The 20,531-nt window shown below is 69.2% G+C and carries 18 protein-coding genes; 7 read left to right on the forward strand and 11 right to left on the reverse strand.

From position 1 onward, the window contains the following. Positions 1 to 166: 166 nt before the first annotated feature. Positions 167 to 1,552: a hypothetical protein gene (locus ACE3N6_RS06100; RefSeq protein WP_374244300.1), complete on the forward strand. Its 1,386-nt coding sequence runs from the start codon at positions 167 to 169 to the stop codon at positions 1,550 to 1,552. 3 nt (positions 1,553 to 1,555) lie between these two features. Continuing rightward, positions 1,556 to 3,310: an MORN repeat-containing protein gene (locus ACE3N6_RS06105; RefSeq protein WP_374244301.1), complete on the forward strand. Its 1,755-nt coding sequence runs from the start codon at positions 1,556 to 1,558 to the stop codon at positions 3,308 to 3,310. A 61-nt stretch (positions 3,311 to 3,371) separates the two neighbouring features. On the opposite strand, the gene ACE3N6_RS06110 is transcribed toward ACE3N6_RS06105, so the two are convergent. From ACE3N6_RS06110 to ACE3N6_RS06120, 3 genes are all read right to left on the reverse strand, one after another. Beyond that, positions 3,372 to 4,247 carry a phosphoribulokinase gene (locus tag ACE3N6_RS06110; RefSeq protein WP_374244302.1) on the reverse strand — a complete coding sequence of 292 codons (876 nt, stop codon included), beginning with the start codon at positions 4,245 to 4,247 and terminating at the stop codon, positions 3,372 to 3,374. Between the two features lie 128 nt (positions 4,248 to 4,375). Beyond that, a complete protein-coding gene (locus ACE3N6_RS06115; protein WP_374244303.1) occupies positions 4,376 to 5,185 on the reverse strand; it encodes an inositol monophosphatase in 810 nt (269 codons plus the stop codon). Then, a complete protein-coding gene (locus ACE3N6_RS06120; protein WP_374244304.1) occupies positions 5,179 to 5,739 on the reverse strand; it encodes a thioredoxin family protein in 561 nt (186 codons plus the stop codon). The genes ACE3N6_RS06115 and ACE3N6_RS06120 overlap by 7 nt, the downstream gene beginning before the upstream one ends. 48 nt (positions 5,740 to 5,787) lie before the next feature. On the opposite strand from ACE3N6_RS06120, the gene ACE3N6_RS06125 reads away from it, so the two are divergent. From ACE3N6_RS06125 to ACE3N6_RS06145, 5 genes are all read left to right on the forward strand, one after another. Further along, positions 5,788 to 6,528, forward strand: a complete 741-nt coding sequence (locus tag ACE3N6_RS06125) for a 16S rRNA (uracil(1498)-N(3))-methyltransferase (protein WP_374244341.1) — start codon at positions 5,788 to 5,790, stop codon at positions 6,526 to 6,528. Further along, positions 6,521 to 8,008, forward strand: a complete 1,488-nt coding sequence (gene pap, locus ACE3N6_RS06130; protein WP_374244305.1) for a polyphosphate:AMP phosphotransferase — start codon at positions 6,521 to 6,523, stop codon at positions 8,006 to 8,008. Before ACE3N6_RS06125 ends, pap begins: the two co-directional genes overlap by 8 nt. 49 nt (positions 8,009 to 8,057) lie before the next feature. Continuing rightward, positions 8,058 to 9,410, forward strand: coding sequence for an amino-acid N-acetyltransferase (gene argA, locus ACE3N6_RS06135; protein ID WP_374244306.1), 1,353 nt, complete (start codon positions 8,058 to 8,060; stop codon positions 9,408 to 9,410). Between the two features lie 25 nt (positions 9,411 to 9,435). Continuing rightward, positions 9,436 to 11,082: a diguanylate cyclase domain-containing protein gene (locus ACE3N6_RS06140; protein ID WP_374244307.1), complete on the forward strand. Its 1,647-nt coding sequence runs from the start codon at positions 9,436 to 9,438 to the stop codon at positions 11,080 to 11,082. Between the two features lie 107 nt (positions 11,083 to 11,189). Further along, complete coding sequence (locus tag ACE3N6_RS06145) at positions 11,190 to 11,462, forward strand: oxidative damage protection protein (protein WP_374244308.1); 273 nt, start codon at positions 11,190 to 11,192, stop codon at positions 11,460 to 11,462. A gap of 63 nt (positions 11,463 to 11,525) precedes the next feature. Here ACE3N6_RS06145 and ACE3N6_RS06150 read toward each other — a convergent pair whose 3' ends face one another. The 8 genes from ACE3N6_RS06150 to ACE3N6_RS06185 all read right to left on the reverse strand — a co-directional run bounded on the left by ACE3N6_RS06150 (position 11,526) and on the right by ACE3N6_RS06185 (position 20,521). Continuing rightward, complete coding sequence (locus tag ACE3N6_RS06150; RefSeq protein ID WP_374244309.1) at positions 11,526 to 11,828, reverse strand: EscU/YscU/HrcU family type III secretion system export apparatus switch protein; 303 nt, start codon at positions 11,826 to 11,828, stop codon at positions 11,526 to 11,528. After that, a complete protein-coding gene (locus ACE3N6_RS06155) occupies positions 11,825 to 12,898 on the reverse strand; it encodes a flagellar hook-length control protein FliK (RefSeq protein ID WP_374244310.1) in 1,074 nt (357 codons plus the stop codon). The genes ACE3N6_RS06150 and ACE3N6_RS06155 overlap by 4 nt, the downstream gene beginning before the upstream one ends. Positions 12,899 to 12,929: 31 nt before the next feature. Then, entirely contained in the window at positions 12,930 to 13,274 is a 345-nt protein-coding gene (locus tag ACE3N6_RS06160; RefSeq protein ID WP_374244311.1) for a flagellar protein FliT, read from the reverse strand. Positions 13,275 to 13,292: 18 nt separating this feature from the next. Beyond that, positions 13,293 to 13,706: a flagellar export chaperone FliS gene (gene fliS, locus ACE3N6_RS06165; RefSeq protein WP_374244312.1), complete on the reverse strand. Its 414-nt coding sequence runs from the start codon at positions 13,704 to 13,706 to the stop codon at positions 13,293 to 13,295. A gap of 21 nt (positions 13,707 to 13,727) precedes the next feature. Then, positions 13,728 to 15,122, reverse strand: coding sequence for a flagellar filament capping protein FliD (gene fliD, locus ACE3N6_RS06170; protein WP_374244313.1), 1,395 nt, complete (start codon positions 15,120 to 15,122; stop codon positions 13,728 to 13,730). 202 nt (positions 15,123 to 15,324) lie between these two features. Next, the gene (locus ACE3N6_RS06175) at positions 15,325 to 15,708 is read right to left on the reverse strand and encodes a flagellar protein FlaG (protein ID WP_374244314.1); all 384 of its coding nucleotides are present in this window, start codon (positions 15,706 to 15,708) and stop codon (positions 15,325 to 15,327) included. A gap of 76 nt (positions 15,709 to 15,784) precedes the next feature. Next, positions 15,785 to 16,609, reverse strand: coding sequence for a flagellin (locus ACE3N6_RS06180; protein WP_374244315.1), 825 nt, complete (start codon positions 16,607 to 16,609; stop codon positions 15,785 to 15,787). A 288-nt stretch (positions 16,610 to 16,897) separates the two neighbouring features. Further along, positions 16,898 to 20,521, reverse strand: coding sequence for a glycosyltransferase (locus ACE3N6_RS06185; RefSeq protein WP_374244316.1), 3,624 nt, complete (start codon positions 20,519 to 20,521; stop codon positions 16,898 to 16,900). Positions 20,522 to 20,531 lie beyond the last annotated feature (10 nt).

Raw genomic sequence — 20,531 nt, forward strand, 5'->3', positions numbered from 1 at the left:
CTTCGGCCGGGGAGAGCGGCGCGCAAAGACTGCGATTATCTTTGATTTCCGGGGACTTGGGTAGCCTTGGTGGCGTGAATCGCCCCTGTCGGCGCCGTCACGGCCGGCGTCGGGAAAGTCCGGCATAATCCCGAGTTGCTCACATTTTCTTACAGCTGCCCCGCCGATGCGCCTGCTCTCCCGGACGACCGCGCTGGTCCTTGTTCTGGCCGCCCTGCTGCTGGGCGGCTGTGGCGGCATGAAGTACACCGTCGACGATGGCCGCAAGGTCAATGAGACCTTGCTGGGCAACCTGCGCGCCCTGGGGCACGGCGAGCGCGCGCTGCGGCCGGCCATCGTGCGCTCGGCGGCGCTGAAGGACCCGGATTGCAGCCATCAGTGGGAGCTGCCCTTCAGCGTGGCGACGAGCTACGAGTGGGACGAGGACGACCGGGTGGCGTGGGTGCGCGCGCTGCAGGTGGATGAGCGCCTTACCGTGGTGGCCGCCGCGCCGGACATCGGCCTCGCGCCCGGCGACAAGCTCGTCGAACTCAAGGGCTACAAGAAGAACGACGCCAACAAGATGCTGGCCGAACTCGCCGAACTGCGCGACGACGGTGAGCCTTTTCCGGTCAAGACGGCCGCCGGCAAGACGGTGACGATCAAGCCTCTGCAGGTGTGCCGCGGCTACACCCGTCTGGCGCCGCCGGTCACGCCCGGCTACCAGGATTTCCACTGGCTGATGAGCATTCATCCGCTGGAGATCTTCGGCCCCCAGATCACGCCGGACGAGGCGCTGTGGATGGTGCTGTGGACCCAGGGCCTCTCCGAAGAGGGCGGGGCGCGGATGAAGACCTACCACTACAGCAAGGAGATCGTGTCGACCCTGTTCGAGATCGCCTCGCTGGCGACCGGCCTCAACGCCGCGGCCCAGGCGGCCAAGGTGGCGGCCAACCAGGCGGCCCAGGCGGCCGCGGCAGCGGCGGCCAAATCGGCGTCCGAGGCGGCGGCCAAGCAGGCCCTGCAGGAGGCCGCCAGGAAGATCGCCGAACAGGCCGCCCAGGATTACGTGCAGAAGGTGGGCGAGGAGGTGGTCAAGTCGGTGGGGCGACAGGCCGGCAACGTGCTGCGGGACACCTTCATGGCGCGGATGGGGATGGCGGTGTCGAGCCTGTCGTGGGTGGCGACCACCGCCTTCGACGACGCCGACCGCTGGGCCTACGACCGCATCGGCAGGCTGGGCGGCGACCCGCTGGCGGGGGCCAGCCTGCACCAGAAGCTCCTCGACCGGAACCGCATCAGCAACGTCTTCGTGCTGGACGAGGAGCGGCTGGCCAAGCTGATCGAGCTGGCCCGTCAGACCCAGCGCGAAGAAATGCTGGCTGCCATCCTCAAGGGGGCGTCGCTGGAGGCGTTTACCCTCAAGCTCTCCGACCTGCCCAGCGCCTCCGACGACACCGGCGGCATGGCGCTCCACTCGGATGGCGAGGAGATCAAGCCGCCGTCCGGCGTCGGCCAGACCGGCCTGATCGATGCAATGCTGAGGATGCCCCTTGAGTCGGGCGACGATTGAGCGATGAAGAAGATCCGAATCCTTGAGGTGACGGCCGCGCTGGCCTTCTCGACGCTGGGCGCTGCGTTGGCCCAGACTCCGCCGCCGGCCTCGATGCCCGACGACTCGGGCAGTCAGCCGGATTGCCCGGCGGCCATGCAGCAGGCCGAGCTGGCCTTCGAGCGGGGCCAGCAGGTGGCCGCCGCCAAGCGCTGGAAGGACGCCCAGCCCCTGCTGGCCGAGGCCGGCAGCGCCTTCCTGAACATCGCCACCCACTGCCCGGCGCTGGCGGCCCAGGCCAACCGGCAGGGCGACCGGGCCACCGCGCTGCTCAAGCAGGCCGAGGCGGCGTCGAGTCACCAGAGCGAATGCCTGCCGCGCCTCGACAAGGCCCTCGACCTGGAGGTGAAGGTGGCGGCGGCGCGGGGTGACAAGGGCGATCCGGCCCAGCTCGAACGCCTGCTCGCCGACGCTGAAAATGTGTGGCGGGAGGCGGCCGACCTGTGCCAGTCGCCCCACAAGGAGAAAGCCGAGAAGAGCCTCGCCGCCACGGTGCGCGCCCGTGCGGCCAACGCCGAGCTGCTCAGCGCCGGCCCCGCCTGCGACGCCGCCTGGAAGAGCGCCACCTCGCTGGGCGATTACGCCCGCGCGGCCTGGAAGGAGAAGCGCTGGGACGACGCCGCGTCGCTCTACAGCAAGGCCGTGCTGGCCTGGGAGGGCGCCGCCGACAAGTGCGCCGGCAGCCGCCAGACCCAGGCCCTGCGCAAGGTCGAGCAGACCCAGATCGACGCCCACAACGCCGAACACTGCGGCCCGCTGTGGGATGCCGCCACCGACCAGAGCCAGCAACTGCGCACCGCCGGCCCGGCGGTGTCGGCCACCGAGAAGGACGTGCTGTCGGTGCGGTCCGAGGTGGCCTGGCGCGACGCGGTGATCCAGTGCCGCGGCAACCCCCAGAGCCTCGCCCGCACCAACGCCGACGCCATCGCCCGGGAGCGCGGCACGCCGCTGCCCCAGAACGCCATGGCCCTCTACGGCAGCCGCAAGGCGCCGCCGCCGGCCATCGTCACCAACCAGCCGGTGGTGACGCCGGTGGTCGCCGCGCCGGCCCAGGCCCTTGCCGCTGCCGCGCCTGGGGTGAAGCCGCCTGTCGCCACGCCTGCCCCGGCGACGGCCCCGGCCGCCACCGCAGCGCCCGCACCTGCGGCCACCCCCGCCCCGGCGGCCGCCGCAGCGCCAGCCGCGCCCCCCGGCGAGGTGGTGCTGGTGGCCGGCGACACCACCTACCGCGGCGCCTTCGCGCTGGATCGCCAGAGCGGCGCGGTGAGCGGCACCGGCACCGTCGAATGGACCAACGGCGAACGCTACGTGGGCACCCTGGTGAATGGTCGCAAGCACGGCAAGGGGCGCTTCGAATGGGTGGGCGGCCAGTGGTACGAAGGCGACTGGGTGGAGGATCAGGCGGTCGGCTACGGGGTGATCCGCTTTGCCGGCGGCAACCGCTACGAAGGGGCGGTGAAGGACGGCGAGCCCAGCGGCCGCGGCTCCCAGGTGTTCCCCAGCGGCGACCGCTACACCGGCGACTTCCAGCGCGGGGTCTTCCATGGCCAGGGCAGTTATGTCTGGAAGAACGGCAACCGCTACGAGGGGGCCTGGAACATGGGCCGCAAGCACGGCCAGGGCCGTCTCACGTGGTCGAGCGGCGACGGCTGGGAGGGGGAGTTCCAGAACGATCAGCAGACCGACAAGGGCAAGAACCTCACCGCCTCGGCCAAGTAAGGCGGGGCGTGGAAATGAAACGGGGCAGCCGCGGCTGCCCCGTCGTCGTTTTAGGCGGGCGTCACACCCACTGGCGACGGCGCTCCATCAGCTTCCAGATCAGCGGGGTGAGGATCAGCTGCATCGCCAGATCGAGCTTGCCGCCGGGCACCACGATGGTGTTGGCGCGGGACATGAAGCTGCCGTCGATCATCCGCAGCAGGTAGGGGAAATCCACCCCCCGCGGGTCGCGGAAACGGATGATGACCATCGACTCGTCGGCGGTGGGGATGTCGCGGGCGATGAAGGGGTTCGACGTGTCCACCATCGGCACCCGCTGGAAGTTGATGTGGGTGTGGGAGAACTGCGGCACGATGTAATGCACGTAGTCGTGCATCCGGCGCAGGATGGTTTCCTGCACCGCCTCGAGGGAGTAGCCGCGGGTCTTGGTGTCCCGGTGGATCTTTTGTATCCACTCCAGGTTGGTGATTGGAACGACGCCGATCAGCAGGTCGGCGTGGCGGCAGATGTTCACCTTGTCGGTGATGACCGCGCCGTGCAGGCCTTCGTAGAACAGGCAGTCGGTGTCGGGGGGGATGTCTTCCCAGGGGGTGAAGCTGCCCACTTTGAGCCCGCGGCGGGCGGCCTCCTCGGGGTGGTGGAGGTAGTGGCGGCGCCGGCCGCCGCCCGATTCGCCGTAGGTGCGGAAGAGCTGTTCGAGTTCTTCGAGCAGGTTGGCCTCCGGCCCGAAGTGGCTGATCCCGCGCAGGCCCTTGCTCTCGGCGTCGATGATGAGTTCGCGGATCTCGTCGCGGGTGTAGCGGTGGAAGCTGTCGCCTTCGATGATGGCGGCGTTCACCTTCTCGCGCCAGAAGATGCCTTCGAAGGTGTGCTTCACGGTCGTGGTGCCCGAGCCGGACGAGCCGGTCACGACGACGATGGGGTGCTTCATGGACATGGATTGCTCCAGAAAATGAGTGTTTTTGGAGCAGGCCACGGGGGCATGAGCTGTTCCAAAAGCACTCCAGCTACGTTCTGGAGCGGCGATGCCGATTCAGCAAAATTCGTGCCGCGTCTCCCGGCGGGTCATGCGTGGCTGTGCAGCCACATGCGCCACTGCTCGAACAGGGCCGGGCTGGCGGCGGCGATCACCGAGCGCTTGATGGCCGGCCCGGCGGTGAGCGGCGTGCCGCCCAGGGTGCTGTAGGCGCCACCGGCTTCGTCGAGGATCAGGCGGCCGGCAGCGTAATCCCAGAGCATCTGCCCGCCGTGGATGTAGACGTCGAGCCGGCCGGCGGCCACGTAGCACCATTCGAGGGCGCTGGAGCCGAAGTTGCGCTGGGAGTAGTAAGGCGGGCGCACCGCCAGCTCGTCGCCCAGGTGGTGGCTGATGCGCTTGAAATCCACGCCCGCGACGGCCTCCTTGAGGTGCGCGGCGGGGCTGCGCAGGGGCAGCGCCACGTCGTTGAGCCAGGCGCCGGCCCCGCGGGCGGCGTAGAAGGCTTCGTCGGTGATGGGGTTGTAGACCACCCCGAGCTGGGTCTTGTGGTCGATGAGGTAGGCCACCGCCACGCCGAAGAAGGGAATCCCGTTGGCGAAGTTGGTGGTGCCGTCGATCGGGTCGATCACCCACAGGCCGCCCTTGCCCTGGTGCCACACCCGGCCTTGTTCTTCGGCGCTCATCTCCTCGCCGAGCACGGCGCCGGGGATGAGCCTGGGCAGGCGTTCGACCAGGGCCGCCTGGGAGGCCAGGTCGGCCTCGGTGAGCACGCTGCCGTCGGCCTTGTGCTCGCGCACGGCGCTGAGGTAGCGGGGCAGGATGGTTTCCTTGGCCATCTCGCGGACGAGATCGGCCAGGGCGCGGGCCTGGTCGAGGCGTTGGGCGGCGTTCAGCATGGGGACCGCCACTTGATGGAGCAGCCGATGCTGGGGGTCTGTTCGGCCGGGCCGCGGCCGGTTTCGGCCACCTGACGCATCGCCTCGAACAGCTCGCGGCGGGCGTCTGCGGGGGCCGGCTGCTTGCCGGAGGCGTCGAGGCGGCCGCGGTACTGCAGGCCCAGGGCGGCGTCGAAGCCGAAGAAATCCGGCGTGCACACCGCGCCGTAGGCCTGGGCGACGGCCTGGCTCTCGTCGAGCAGGTAGGGGAAGGGGAAGGCCATGTCGGCGGCGATGCGCTGCATGTTGTCCCAGGAGTCTTCGGGGTAGTCGGCCGGGTCGTTGGCCATGATGGCCACGCAGCCGATGCCCAGGCTGACCAGCTCGCGGCAGTCGCGCAGGAGGCGCGGCAGCACGGCCTTCACATAGGGGCAGTGGTTGCAGATGAACATCACCAGCAGGCCCCGGGGGCCGCGGCAGCTGGAGAGGCTGTGGGGTTTGCCGTCGACGCCGGGCAGGACGAAGTCCGGGGCGGACCAGCCGAAATCGCACAGTGGCGTGGAAAGACTGACCATGATCTTCGTTGAGTTTCAATCCCGTGGAGGCACGCGGATAATAGCATGATGAACCCGCGCTTCTTTTGCCCCGACGGCCTTGTGCCCGATTCCGACATGCCGCTGCCGCCGGCCGTGGCCCACCATGCCGAGCGCGTCCTGCGCCTGGCGGTGGGCGATGCGGTGACCCTCTTCGACGGCCGCGGCGGCGAGTGCGCGGCCACCCTCGTCGCCCTGGGCAGGCAGCCCGTCGCCCGGCTGGGGCCGCGCTTCGACACCGAGCGGGAATCCCCGCTGGCGATCACCCTGGTGCAGGCGCTGGCGAGCGCCGACAAGATGGACTGGGTGGTGCAGAAGGCGGTGGAGCTGGGCGTTGCGGCGATCCAGCCGGTGGCGGCCGAGCGTTCGGTGCTCAAGCTGTCGGGCGACCGGGCCGACAAGCGCCTCGCCCACTGGCGGCAGATCGCCGTGTCGGCCTGCGAGCAATCCGGCCGCAACCGGGTGCCCGAGGTGGGCGAGATACTGCCGCTGGGCAGGTATCTGGCCCAGGATTTTGCCGGCACGCGGATGATCCTCGCGCCCGGCGCGGAGGGGGCGCTGGCGCGCAAGCCGCGCCCGACCGGGCCGGTGGCGATTCTGATCGGGCCGGAGGGCGGCTGGTCGCCGGCCGAGCTGGCGCTGGCCGATCGCGCTGGCTGCGCGCCGCTGGCCCTGGGGCCGCGGGTGCTGCGCACCGAAACCGCGGGCCTCGCGGCCATCGCGGCCATGCAAACCCTGTGGGGCGATTTCCCGGGAGATGCCGATGTTTGAATCCGCCGAGCTGGGCCACACCCTGTCGAAAGAGGAGTACGCGGCCATCGAGCCGCAGCTGCGCACCGATCTGCTGGGCGCCCAGCTCGATCTGCTCGAGCACAAGGATTTCGCCACCGTGATCCTCATCAACGGGATCGACGGCGCCGGGCGGGGCGAGACGGTGAACCTGCTCAACGAGTGGATGGACCCGCGCCACATCGAGGTGCACGCCTTCGATCAGCCTACCGACGAGGAACGCCAGCGGCCCTTCCTGTGGCGCTTCTGGCGGGCGCTGCCGGCCAAGGGCAAGATCGGCATCCTGTTCGGCAACTGGTATTCCGAGCCCATCGCCGAGCGCAGCTTCGGGCGCATCAAGAAGGCGCGCCTCGATCAGCGCTTGTCGGAGTTCAACCGTTTCGAGGCGATGCTGGCCGCCGAGGGCGTGCTGCTCGTCAAGTTCTGGTTCCACCTGTCCCGTGCCGGCCAGAAGAAGCGCCTCAAGGCGCTGGAGGCCAACCCGGATACCCGCTGGCGGGTGCGCGAGGCGGACTGGGAGATCTACGAGCACTACGACCGCTATCGCGAGGTGGCCGAACATGTGCTGCGCCGCACCAGCACCGGCATCGCGCCGTGGGTGATCGTCGACGGCAGCGACCCCCAGTACCGGGCGGTGCATGTGGGGCGCACGCTGCTCGATGGGCTGCAGCGGCGCATCGCCCATGTGCGCAAGGGCTTCCGCCAGCGCCAGACGGCCGCCCCGCTGGTGGCCGCGCCGGACGCGCGCAACCTGCTCAACGCGCTGGTGCTCGACCAGCCGATGGACAAGAAGGACTACGAGCGCCAGCTCGAGAAGCTCCAGGGCCGGCTGGCGCTGGCGGTGCGCAGCGAGGCCTTCGCCAGGCGCAGCCTGGTGCTGGTGTTCGAGGGCATGGACGCCGCCGGCAAGGGCGGGGCGATCCGACGCGTCACCGCCGCGCTCGACACCCGCCAGTATCATGTGGTTCCGATTGCCGCGCCGTCGGACGAGGAGCGCGCCCAGCCCTACCTGTGGCGCTTCTGGCGGCGTCTGCCGCGCCAGGGCAAGGCGGCGATCTTCGACCGCTCCTGGTACGGCCGGGTGCTGGTGGAGCGGGTGGAGGGCTTCTGCTCCGAGGCCGACTGGATGCGCGCCTACGCCGAGATCAACGATTTCGAGGATCAGCTGGTGTCGGCCGGGGCCATCGTGGTCAAGTTCTGGCTGTCGGTGAGCGACGCGGAGCAGCTGCGCCGCTTCAAGGCCCGCGAGGAGGAGGCCTTCAAGCGCTACAAGATCACCCCGGACGACTGGCGCAACCGCGAGAAGTGGCCCCAGTATGCGCCCGCGGTGTGCGACATGATCGACCGCACCAGCACCGAAAATGCCGCCTGGACCCTCGTCGAGGCCGATAACAAATATTATGCGCGGGTAAAGATTCTGCGCGTCCTGGTCGATAAGCTCGAATCGGCCCTGAAGTGCTGACCCGGACAGACCGGTTGCCCGATCACTTTCCATGGCTGTGGAACATTCCGTGAATTCACCCGACAACTCGCCGGCGCTCGTGCCGAACAACGATCTCTCCCAGCGCTTCGTGGCCTGGGTGCGGGCGGCTGCGCCCTTCATCCACGCCTTCCGCGGCAAGACCTTCGTGCTGGGCTTCGGCGGTGAGGTGGCCGCCGGCCAGCTCGCCGAGAAGCTGGCCTACGACTGCAACCTGCTGGCCGCGCTGGGCGTGCGTCTGGTGCTGGTGCACGGGGCGCGTCCGCAGATCGAGGCAGAGCTGGCCCGCCGCGGGCTGACTCCGCGCTACCACCGCGGCCTGCGGGTGACCGACGCCGCGGCCCTCGAGTGCGTGAAGGCGGCGGTGGCGGTGACCCGCATCGAGGTGGAGGCGCTGCTCTCCCAGGGCCTGCCCAACACGCCGATGGCCGGCAGCTACATGCGCGTGACCGGCGGCAACTTCGTCACCGCCAAGCCGGTGGGGGTGGTGGATGGGGTCGATTACGGCTTCACCGGCACGGTGCGCAAGGTGATCGCCGAGGAGATCGCCGCCGACCTGGATCAGCAGAACGTGGTGCTGATGTCGTCGCTGGGGGTGTCGCCGGCGGGCGAACTCTTCAACATGAGCATGGAGGCGGTGGCCGAGGCGGTCGCCATCGCCCTGAAGGCCGAGAAGCTGATCTACCTGTGCGACGCGCCGGGGCTGCTCGACAAGAACGGCAGCCTGATCGAGGCCATCACCGCCGACGACGCCGAGGCCATGCTGAAGGCCGGCGAGGGGATGACCGAGGATCTCGACCTGTACCTGCCCTGCGCGATCCGCGCGGTGCGCAGCGGCGTGGGCCGCGCCCACCTGATCGACCGGGACAAGGACGGCGGCCTGCTGCTGGAGTTCTTCACCCCGCTGGGGGTGGGCACGGTGCTCACCCGCGACCCCCTGTTCCGTCTGCGCGAGGCGACCATCGAGGACGTGGGCGCGCTGGGTGCGGTGATCGCGCCGATGGAGGCCGACGGCACCCTGGTGCGGCGCAGCCGCGAGCGCCTGGAGGCCGAGATCGAACGCTTCACCGTCGTCGAGTACGACGGCGTGCTGGTGGGCTGCGCCGCGCTGTACCCCTTCATCGACGAGCGTGCCGCCGAGATGGCCTGCGTGGCCGTGGTGCCGGAGCACCGCCGGGCCGGGCTGGGCGAGATGCTGCTCAAGCGCATCGAATCGCGGGCGCGGGCGATTGGCGTCGAGCGGCTGTTCGTGCTCACCACCCGTACCTCCGACTGGTTCCGGGAGCGGGGTTTCCGGCAGGCGCCGCCCGAGGAGCTGCCGCGCCAGAAGCGCGAAATGTACGACGTGAGCCGTCGTTCCAAGGTTTTCATGAAAACGCTGTGAGCGGCGCTGCCGCGAAAGTGACTGTGTGAGCCTCCAACGCCTTTGCCCGATCGTTCCGTTCCGTCTCCTCCGGCTGGCCGGCATCGGGGCGGGTGGCCTGCTGCCGGCGTCGTCTGCCTGGGCCGCGCTGCCCGAGGCGTTCGCCTCGCCGGTGGCGACGGCGTCCGCCGGCCTGGCCACCCTGCTCGCGGTGGGTGGCGGCATCCACCTGATGCGCCTGCGGCGGCGGCTGGCCCGCTGCGAGGCGGAGCTGGCCGGACGGCTGCCCGCGATGCCGCCGGCCGTGCCCGACAATCGGCCGGCACCGCCCGCCGAGGAGGTTGGCCGGCACTTCCAGCGGGCGGTGGCGGATGGCCTGAACCTCGAAGGCTGGGTGGATCGGGACGGCCGCTTCTTCTGGGTGAGCCAGATCATCGAGCGGCACACCGGGCGTAGCGTGGCCGAGGTGCTGGCCGGCGATTTCGTCGATCTGGTGGTGTACGAGCGCGACCGGGCTTATTGCCGGGATCAGATCCGGCGCGCGCTGTCCGACGAGCGGATCGGCGAGTCCGAGCTGCGGCTGGTCGGCGGCAGCCGGGGCGTGCAGTGGATGAGCTGCCACTGGCAGCCGATCCGCGACGACGAGGGCCGCCTGCTGGGGTTGCGGGTGACGATGAGCGACATCCAGGCGCGCAAGGAGGCGGAGTACAAGCTCCTCGAAACCGTCGCCGCCCTGCGCCGCGCCCAGGCGCTGTCCGAGCACTACCTGCGGCGCAGCAACGAGGAGCGCTCGCGCCTGTCGGCGCTGCTCGACGTGGTGCGGATGGGCATCCTGTTCATGGACACCGACCGGCGGGTGGTCTACTGCAACCGCGCCCTTCACGACATCTGGGGCATGTGCGACGGGGACAGCTTCGTCGGCGTGCGCGACGTGGTGCTCCAGCAGCACGTGCTGCAGTTCGTGGCCGATCCGGTGGCCTACATGGCCCACGTGAGCGAGGTGCTGCAGCACCGGGCACCCAGCGAGCCCTACGAGATCGTCTTCCGCGACGGGCGGGTTGTCACCGATTTCTCGCGGGTGGTGCCGGGGCCCGACGGCGGGCGCTCCCTTGGCCGGATCTGGGTGTTCGAGGACGTGACCGAGCAGCGGCGGGTGGCCGGCCAGCTGCTGCACATGGCCGAGCGCGACCCCCTCACCAACCTCTACAACCGCCGGCGCTTCCACGAGGAGCTGGAGCGGATGCTCGCCGACGGGCGCCGTCACCGGGAGTGCGTCGGCCTGCTCGCCATCGATCTGGACGGCTTCAAGCCGGTGAACGACCGCTTCGGTCATCAGGCGGGGGATCAGGTGCTGGTGGATCTGGCCACCGAACTGAGCGCCGTGGTGCGGCGCAACGAGATGTTCTTCCGGCTGGGGGGCGACGAGTTCGCCATTCTGGTGCCGTCGGCCTCGGCCGGCGAGGTCTCCGAGCTGGCCCGGCGCCTGTGCGCCTGCATCGCCGGGCTATGCTTCAGTTTCGACGGCAAGTCGGCCGGTGTCACCGCCAGCATCGGGATCGCCCTGTCCACCTTCAACGGGGACGACCCGGGGAGCCTGATCGGTGCCGCCGACCGGGCGATGTACCTGGCCAAATCCCTGGGGGGCGACTGCTGGGAGTTCGCCCGGGAGGCGGTGGGCGAGCCGGTGGCGTGAGCGGTGCCGCTTGCCGGATCGCCCAAAGCCGGCGCTCACCCTATAATCACGGCACCTGCCGGCGGCGCGTTTCCTTCGCCGGCATCCCCAAACTGACGAGGTGAAACATGGCACGGATGGTCAATTGTGTGAAGCTCGGCCGTGAGGCCGAAGGTCTGGATGTTCCGCCGCTCCCCGGCGATCTGGGCAAGCGCGTCTTCGAGAACGTCTCCAAGGAAGGCTGGCAGCAGTGGGTGCGGCATCAGACGATGCTCATCAACGAGAACCGGCTCAACCTGATGGATGCCCGCGCCCGCAAGTACCTGGCCGAGCAGATGGAGCGTTACTTCTTCGCCGGCGACGCCGACCAGATCAGCGGTTACGTGCCGCCCAAGGCGTAAGCCCGCAGACCGGCCCGGCGTTGCTGCCGGCAGCTGGCGCGACGGCCCCTTCGGGGGCCGTTTTCATTTTGGGGGCGGGACGGTGCCGTTCTGGCCGCTCTCGATGGCGTACAGCCAGGCCAGCAACTCGGCGACCGCCACGTAAAGCTCGGGCGGGATGCGGGCGTCCAGATCCACCTGCATGAGCAGCGCGACCAGCTCGGGGGATTCGTGGACGTACACGCCGGCCTCCTTGGCCCGGCTGACGATCTCGGCGGCGATCAGGCCGCGGCCCTTGGCCACCACGGTGGGCGCCGCCTGGCCGGCGGTGTAGGCCAGGGCGACCGCTTCGGCGCGCTGCTCGCCCGGGTGCTCGGGGCGGTTCATGGGGGGCTCCGGCGTTCGGCGACGAGGCCGGTGAGGGGCACGTTGGCGGCAGCGAGGGCGTCGGCCAGCCGGGTCTGGCCGGCATCGAGAGCGTCGCGGGTGGTGTCGCTGTCGGCGATCAGGCGCACCGCCACGCCGGCGGGGGTGAGGTGGAGCCTGGCCTCCACGCCGCCCAGGCTGGGCAGGCTGAGGCGCAGGGTGGTGTTCCAGTAGGGTTCGGCCGCGTCGTCGGCGCCGGCGCGATCCTGCTCCGGGTCTTCGATCTCCCATTCCATCATCTGGCCGGGCCACACTTGACCCTGCCACACCATGTGCTGGGTGGCGATGGCGTCGAGTTGCTGGTGGACCAGCGGCACGAGGCGTTCGGGGATGGGGGAGGGGGTGTCGGCCGCAGTGGGGCGGGCGGCGGGTGCGCTGGCGGCGGGTTCGGCCGTCTCGGGCGGCGGGGCGGTCGCGGGGGCGTCGGCCGGCCCGGCGGGCTTGAGGCGCCCCTGGGGTTCCTGCCGCAGGCTGGCGGTGTCGAGCTGCCCGGCGATCCAGCGCGCCTGGTGGGATTCGTAGAACAGGCCGCTCTGGCCGACCGCGCTGCCGAGCCGGGCGGCGAGCTGGGCGGCGCCGGCGCCGGACGCGGGGGGCGCGGGGAGCAGCGGCTCGCCGCCGGCCAGGCTGGCGGTGGCGGCGGCAGGCTGGCCGGTGAGCAGAAAGCTGATGAGCTTGCCGGCCTGGCTGAGGGCCGGGCGGGCGTCGGGGGCGGTGCCCGCGGTGGGCTGGGCGAGGGTGGCGAAGACCGCCCGGGGGGTGACGTGGCTGACGACCAGTTCGAGGGTGTCGCCGGCCTTGACGGACTGGGGCAGCGCCAGGGTGACCTCGCGGCCATCGACGCGGGCGAGGTAGGTGTTGTCGGCCGCGGTGGCGTGGAGGCTGGCGACGATGCGCTGGCCGGGGGTGAAGTCGGGGAAGCGGTCGGAGATGCCCTTGACGCGGGCGAGCGGGGCGACGCTGGGCTCGCCCTGGAAGAAGCTGGCCTCGGTGAGCATCCGGAGGCGGGCTGCGAGATCGCTGGGGATCATGACGTGGCCCCGTCAGCCCGCCCTGGCCGGATCAGTTGTCGGTGTCGGTGCCGTAGGCGTCGCGCACCTGACGTTCCCGGGTGCCGCCGGAGAGCAGCTGGCGGACGCTGTCCATCCAGGGTTCGGTATGGACGCGGACTTCCTTGTCGTCGTCGAGGATGCGCCGGATCAGGGCGATCTTGCGGGCGCGCTCGTCTTCGGACATGCGGCGGGGGCGGCTGGGAAAGGCCAGGGCTTCCTCCACCCCGATGCGGTCGCGCAGGGAGGCGACCTGCTTTTCGAGGCGGGTGAGGCGGTCCCAGTCGTTGGCGCGGGCGGCATCCACCATCTCGGTGGAGTAGTTGCTCATCTGTTCCAGAAGGGCGAGGGAACTCATGAAGTTTTCTCCGGCAATCTAGCGGTCTGCCTGGTCGGCACTGCCGATGGCGGCCCAGGCTTCTTTCAGTTCGGTGAGCAGCTGGATCACCTCGTCCATCGCGGGCCGGCTGTTGTGCAGGTTAGCGTAGAGGAGGCGCTGTGTCATGTAGTCGTAGAGCGCGCCCAGGCGCTGGGCAAGCTCGCCGCCGGCTTCGTAGTCGAGGCTGACCTTGAGGCCGTTCAGGATGATCTCGATGGCCTTCGAGATGGCGGTCCCCTTGGCGGGCACATCCTTGTTCTCCAGGGCGATGGCGGCCGTCCCGACCTGCAGGATGGCGCCGTCGAACAGCATGAGGATCAACTTGTGGGGGTCGGCGGTGGAAACGCCGGTTTCGACGCCGACTGCACTGTAGGCAGCGGCGCCGCGACGGGCCGCGAGTCCAAAGGACATGTAGGTCTTCTCCGGTCGGGGTTAGTTGCTGGCCATGTTGCTGAGGATGCTCAACTGTTGCGACAGGTAGCTGCTGGTGGTGGTCATGCTGGTCATGGCGGTGTCGAGGGCCGTGAACTTGGCGCGATACGTCTTTTCGATGGCGGTCAGGCGCGTCTCGTAGGCGTCGATCTGGTTGCCGATGGATTTGATGCTGCTGTTCAGGCCGTCGGTGCGGCTGGCGATCACGCCGTTGCTGGCCAGCAGGTTGGTGGTGGCGGTCTTCAGGGTGCTGCCGAAGGCGCCGATCACCGCGGCGGTGGCCGAGAAGTTGGCGGTGGCCGCCTTGTCGAACTTGGCGCTGTCGAGCTTCAGGCTGCCGTCGCTCTGGAAGGCGATGCCGATGTCGCTGAGGGTTTTGTAGGCGGCGTCGTTGAGGGACGACGGCACGTTGCCCAAGGCGTTGCGGATCTGGGACTGGACGCTGCGCAGGGTCGAGTCGCCGTTGAGCACGGCGGCCGTCTTGGTGCTGGCGTTGTAGGCGCCCAGGCTCTTGATCGAGGTGTTGAGGCTGTTGTACGCGGTGACGAAGGTGTCGAGCTTGCTCTTCAGATCGGTGTTGTCGCGGGCCACCGTCAGGGTGGTCGAGCCGGTCTTGGTGAGGGTGAGGTTGATGCCGTCCACCGCGTTGGCGATGGTGTTGCCGCTGGTGGCAATCGAGACGCCCTGGATCTTGACCGCGGCGTCGCTGGCGGCCTGGGTCTGGGAGAAGGCGCTGGCGGCGGCGATGGGGCTGCCGGGGGCGGCCGGATCGACGAAGGTGGCGGTGCCGCCGATGGTCACCGCGTTGGCGGTGCCGCCGTTGGTGGCGGTGAGGAGCAGGTTCTGCTTGCCGCCGGTGTCGGTGACGATGGAGGCGCTGACGCCGGCTTCGGCCTTGTTGATGGCGTCGCGCACGCCGGCCAGGGAGTTCTGGCCGCTTTCGAGGGTGACGGTGGTGGTCGTGCCGCCCTTGGTGAAGGTGAGCGTGCGGCTGCTGTCGGCGCCGAAGTCGAGCACGGCATCGCCGGCGGCGTAGGTCTTGCCCAGCGCGTGCCGCTGGTTGGTGGCAAGGGCGGTGACGTCGAGGGTGTAGGTGCCGGCAACGGCGGCGCTGGTGGTGCTTGCCGTTGCGATGGTGGAATCGGCAAGCGTTGCCTTGTAGGCGGATAAAGATGCCGCTGCCGTGCTGCCGGTTGCCGGTGTGAGGGCCTTGGCGGCGGTCTGCAGGGTGGCCAGGGCGCTCTTGAGGTTGCCCAGGGCGGAGATCTTGGATTCGTAGCTGGTCTGGCGGCTCTGGAGCTTGGTAAGGGGCTGTTTTTCAACGGACATCAGCGAACTGACGAGGGATTCGACGTTGATTCCCGAGCCGACGCCTGCTGATGAGATTGTGGCCATGATGGACCCCTTGTGGTGCGGTGAAGCGATTGGCGGAAATTACGACCGCCCCGGGAAAAACTTGAGTGCGGCCGTCGGTTGTTACCTTTTAAGCACTAAACGTGCCATGGCGTTCGCGCGGGGCGCGCCAAAAAAATCCCACCGCGAGGGTGGGATCAAATGTGCGCCAGGGGAGGGTCTGGCGGCTTGGGGTATTCCGGGCTCAGGCCTGCTGTTTGACGAGCAGCCCCTGCAGTTTGTCGAGCGCCTTGGCGATGGCCAGGACTTCCTCCGACGGGATCTGGCGGATGAGTTTCTTCGACTCGGTATCCACCACCTTGACGATGGAGACGCCGAGGTCTTCGTCGATGGAGAACTGCAGGCTGTTGGCGGTCTGCTTGATGACGTCCTGGATCTGCTTGACCGCCTGGTTGAGTTGTTCGTTGCTCGGGGGCGCGACCTTGCCGGTCTGGGCGGTGCTCTGCGGCGCCTGGACCGCGCCGGCGCTTGCGGCGTTGTCGGTAGCACGGGAGGCGCCGGCGCCCGTCGAGGACTGGACGGGTGGCACATATTGCGCGCTGCTTGTGCCGACTGGCTGAATGCTCATGCTCATCTCCCCCTTGTGCTGGCGGCGCCACCGCCCCTTGGGCGGCGGCGCTCGTCAGGGTTGCGTCTGAATCGTGTTACTGGAGCAGGGACAGCACGTTGTTGGGCATGCTGTTGGCCTGCGAGACCATCGCGGTGCCAGCCTGCTGGAGGATCTGGGCGCGGGTCATGTTGGCGGTTTCCTTCGCGAAGTCGGCGTCCATGATCCGGCCGCGGGACGCCTGGGCGTTTTCCGAGGCGACCGACAGGGTCTGCACGACGGAGCTGAAGCGGTTCTGAACGGCACCCCAGGTGGCGCGGGCGGTGTTCAGGTTGTTGATCTGGGTGTCGATGTTGGCGATCGCGGCGGTGGCGGCGCCCACGCTCGAGACGCTGCCGGACACGGCGGCGGATACGCCCGACAGGGTGACGGCGCTGCCCTGGACGGTGATGGTGTCGGTGGCGGCGGTGCCGGCGCCAACCTGGAAGCTCACGGCCGAGGTGAGGTTGAGCACGTTCTGGCCGTTGAAGGTGGTGCCGCCGACGACGCGCTGGATTTCAGACTGCAGTTGCTGGAATTCGGTGTCGAGGTTGGCCTGGTCGCCGGAGGTGTAGGTGCCGTTGGCGGCCTGGACGGCCAGTTCGCGCATCCGCTGGAGGTTGTCGGTGACGGCCTGCATCGCGGATTCGGCGGTCTGCGCCATCGAGATGCCGTCGTTGGCGTTGCGGATCGCGACGTCGAAGCCCTTGGCCTGGGAGTTCATGCGGTCGGCAATCGCCAGACCGGCGGCGTCGTCCTTCGCGCTATTGACGCGGAGGCCGGACGACAGGCGCTGAACCGAGGTCGCCAGGCTGGCCTGGGACGTGGAAAGGTTGCGTTGCGCGTTGAGCGACATCGCATTGGTGTTGATCGTGGCAGCCATTTTGGTTCTCCTTAATTCCGTTCAAGATAAGCGACTAGGCTTAACTTTGGTTCGCCTTGCCCGGTGTGTGTAAGGCAACCGCCGTTGTTTTCATTAACGGAGCAGGCTGGCGCTACTTTAGAAAAAAGCTTGACATTTTAAGTTTTTCGTGCTTTTTGTTTTTTCCGCGGATTACCGCTTGGCTTTTGATAGCGGCGCGAAAAATCAAAGCTTTAGCGCCAGAGGTCACGAACCGGCGCGGTTTTTCGGCCGGTCGTCGTTATGCTTTCAGGGTGGTGGCGACGCCCTTCAGGGGCCGTAGGCCGAGAACCAGCTGGTGGCGTGGTTCTCGAGGATGAAGCCGTCGCGCACCCAGGCCTGCAGCGTGCGCCCGGCCTGCTGCAGTGCGGCAGGGTCGGCGAGCTGTTCGCGGATCGTGCCGATCCACTTTTCGGGGTCGTTGGGCAGGCGGGTGACCGGGGCGTTCTGGTAAGGGTAGATGTCGGTGCAGATCACCGGCCAGCCCATCGCGCCGTATTCGAGCAGGCGCAGGTTGCTCTTGCATTCGTTGAAGGGGTGGATCTCGAGCGGGGCGATGGCCAGGTCCAGGTCGAGCCGGGCGAGGGCGGCCGGGTAGGCGCGGAAATCCTGCACGAAGCCGTGGGACTCGTGCACGAAGGGCTTGAGGGGTTCGGGGCACATGCCCATGAAGATCCAGTCCACCTCGTCGGCCAGGGCTTCGACCACCGGGTAGATGAGTTCGAGGTCGCCCAGGTGTTGCTGGGCGCCGGCCCAGCCCACCCGCGGCCGGCTGCGCGGCAGGCGCGGGGGGGCGATGTCGTTCCAGAGGGCGCCTTCGAGGCAGTTGGGCATGATCCGCACTTCGTCGATCATGTCGGCGCAGAGGTCGGCGAGCGGCCGGGTGCTGACCACCAGCCGGTCGGCGAGGCCGAGGGTGCGGCGCAGGCGTGGGCGGGCGTCCTTGAAGCCGGCCTTGTAGAAGGAGTTCTTCTTGGGCAGTGCGGTGATGAGGTCGTCGATGGTGATGATGCGCCGCACCTGGGGCAGGAAGCGCTTGTAGGCTTCGAGGGCGTCGGTCTGGGGGTCGTCGAGGGGCTGGTGGAGGATGATCGCGTCGGGGGCGGCGCGGGCCAGTTCGACGGGCGACAGGATGCGCACCGAGAAGGCTTTGGGCGGTTCGCAGATCATGGTCTGGGCGAGGCCGGCCTGGCCGATGGCGCGCAGCGGGGCGCGCAGGCGGTATTCGCCGGCGCCGCCGGTGAGGGGCACGCCGAGGATGCGCGGGCGGTCGTGGAAGTGGATGTCCCAGTCGATGGGGGCGACGTGCTCGGGCTTGAAGGGGTCGGCGAGGCTCAGGTTGCGGTTGTAGGCCGGGTCGTGGGCGAGCCTGGGGAGCCAGCGTTCGAGCAGGCGGTCGTTGGCGGCCATGGCGCCGAGGAGGTCGGCGAGCATGCCGTCGGGCTTGCGCTGGCGGGCCTTGAGGGAGATGGCGTCGAAGTGGACCAGCATGGAGTAGGGGGTCCACACGATCCTGGCGCCGGCCTCGCGGGCGCGCAGGCACAGGTCGAGGGTGCCGTGGGAGAGCGGGAAGCCGTCGGCGTCGATGCCGCCGAGCCGGTCGAACAGGCTGCGCCGCACGAGCAGGGCCGAGCCGCACACGGCGCCGACGTTCTGGTCGCACAGGGCGCGGGCCATGTAGCCGGGGTCGGTGATCTCGAGGTCGTTGTTCCAGGGGCTGCCGGCGCTGCCGCGCAGGCCGAGCACCCAGCCGGTGTGCTGGACCTTGGCGGTCTCGGGGTAGGTGAGGCGGGGGCCGACGATGCCCACGTCCGGCCGCATGGCGATGTCCATCAGGCGGTCGAGCCATTCGTCCTGCACGACGTGGGTGTCGTTGTCGAGGAACAGCAGGTAGTCGCCCTGGGCGGCGGCGGCGCCGGTGTTGGCGCCGCGGGCGTGGCTGAACTCGCCGGGGCAGGCCACGACGCGGCAGCGCCCGGCCCAGCGGGCTTCGGTTGCGAGGCTGTGGAGGTAGGCCAGGGCGTCGGGGTCGGTGCTGTCGTTGTCGACGACGACGATTTCGTAGTTCGGGTAGTCGGTGCGGGTGGCGATGCTGTCGATCAGCGGGCGCAGGTATTCCTCGCGGTCGCGGGTCTGGATGACGATGCTGACCAGGGGGGCGTCGGTCCAGCGGTATTGCACGCGGCGGGTGCCGAAGGAGGCGCCGTCGTGGATCGTCGCGTCGATGCCGTTGCGGGCGAAGTGGTCGGCGAGGGCGGCTTTCTCGGCGGCGGGGTTCATGGTGCGCCTGGAGGCCCGCGGGAGGTGGGCGAGCATCTGGTCGATGTGGCCGATGGCGGCTTCGCCGGCACGGTCGAGCACCCGCAGGGCGAGGTCGTAGTTTTCGGCGCCGGCGTGGCTGCCGTAGCGGCCGGCGGCGAGGAAGGCGTCCTTGGCGACGACCACGAAGCTGCCGAAGTAGGCCTGGGCGCGCAGCAGGTCGAGGTTGAAGTCGGGCTTGAAGCAGGGCTGGGTGTAGCTGCCGTCGGGCTCGCGGGTGTCCTCGTCGGTGTAGATGAGGCGCCAGTCGGGGCGGAGGTTGATGTAGTCGGCGACGACCTGCAGGGTGTGGGGTTCGAGGGTGAGGCCGGGGTCGATGCGGGCCAGCCAGGTGCCGGGCGAGGCGGCAGCCATCTCACCCAGCACGTAGTCGATGTGGGCGGCGTCGCGCAGGGCGAGCCACTGCAGGTTGGGGATGTCGGCGAGGCCCTCGGGCGTGGGCAGCACGGTGGCGACGGTGAGCAGCCACTCGGGGTAGAGCTGCGCGGCGAGGCTGTCGAGGGTGTCGGCGAGGAGGGCTTCCTCGCCCGGGTGGACGGCCATCAGCAGGTGGATGCCGGGGCGCTGCTTCCAGGTGAGCACCATGCGCTCGGCGAGCAGCTGGGCGTCGATCTCCTGCAGGCTCTGGCGCTTGCGCCATACCGCGTAGCGCTGGCGGGCCTCGACGGCGGCGGGGTCTTCGACGGGCCGGGCCGACACGTCGCAGACCGGCATGGCCTGGGTGGTGGCGACAAAGTGGTCGAGCTGGGTCCAGAAGCGTGCTTCGGCGGCCTGGTAGGCGTCCCACATCAAGCCCACCGTGCGCCGGGCAAAGGCGACTTCTTCCGGCGAGTCGTTCAGGGCGATGCCGTTGCGACCGATCTCGGCCTCGCTCAGGGCGACGCCGTTGAAGAAGGGCGACGGGAGGATCACGGCCGGGCAGCCGCACAGGGCCGCCTCGGCGGCGATGGCGGTGGATTCGAAGCAGTACACCACCTCGCTGCGGCGCAGCAGCGCGGCCAGGGCCTCGTGGCTCTCGGGCCAGCTGTAGGTGATGAGGGTGGCTTCGGCGGCCAGCCGGGGGTATTGGGAGAGGGCCGCCTGGTGCCGGCCGGGGTAGAGCAGGCTGCCGCTGCGCTGCGTGTCGTGCGGGTTGTTCAGGTTGTTGAAGAGGGCGGTGTCGATGGGCGGCAGGAACAGGATGTTCTGCGGGTCGGCGCCTTCCGGCAGCGCGTTGAGGCCGAAGCCGAAGATCAGCTCGGTGTCCGCATAGACGCTGTCGCCCCCCAGCAGCCCGGCCCGGTTGAGCACGTAGCGCACCACCGAGGCCGCGTTGCGCGGGTTGCCGGGGACGACTTCGGGATAGACGACGATGGGCTCGCGCCCGGCGGCCTTGTGGCGTTCGATGAGTTCGGGCGTGACCAGCGGGGTGTTGAGGAGCGGGTTGGTGTCGGTGGGGTAGAGGTAGGCCTCTTCGCCGATGCCGTTGAGGGCGTGGCACAGCAGGTGGAGGACCCGGATGCCCGCCGAGGTGCGCCGATAGGCCGGTGCCTCGATGTAGTAGGGGCGGCGGGGGGCAGAGAAGAGTTGGCGCATGGCGGCGATC

This window comes from Zoogloea sp., assembly GCF_041904905.1.
Taxonomy (GTDB): domain Bacteria; phylum Pseudomonadota; class Gammaproteobacteria; order Burkholderiales; family Rhodocyclaceae; genus Zoogloea.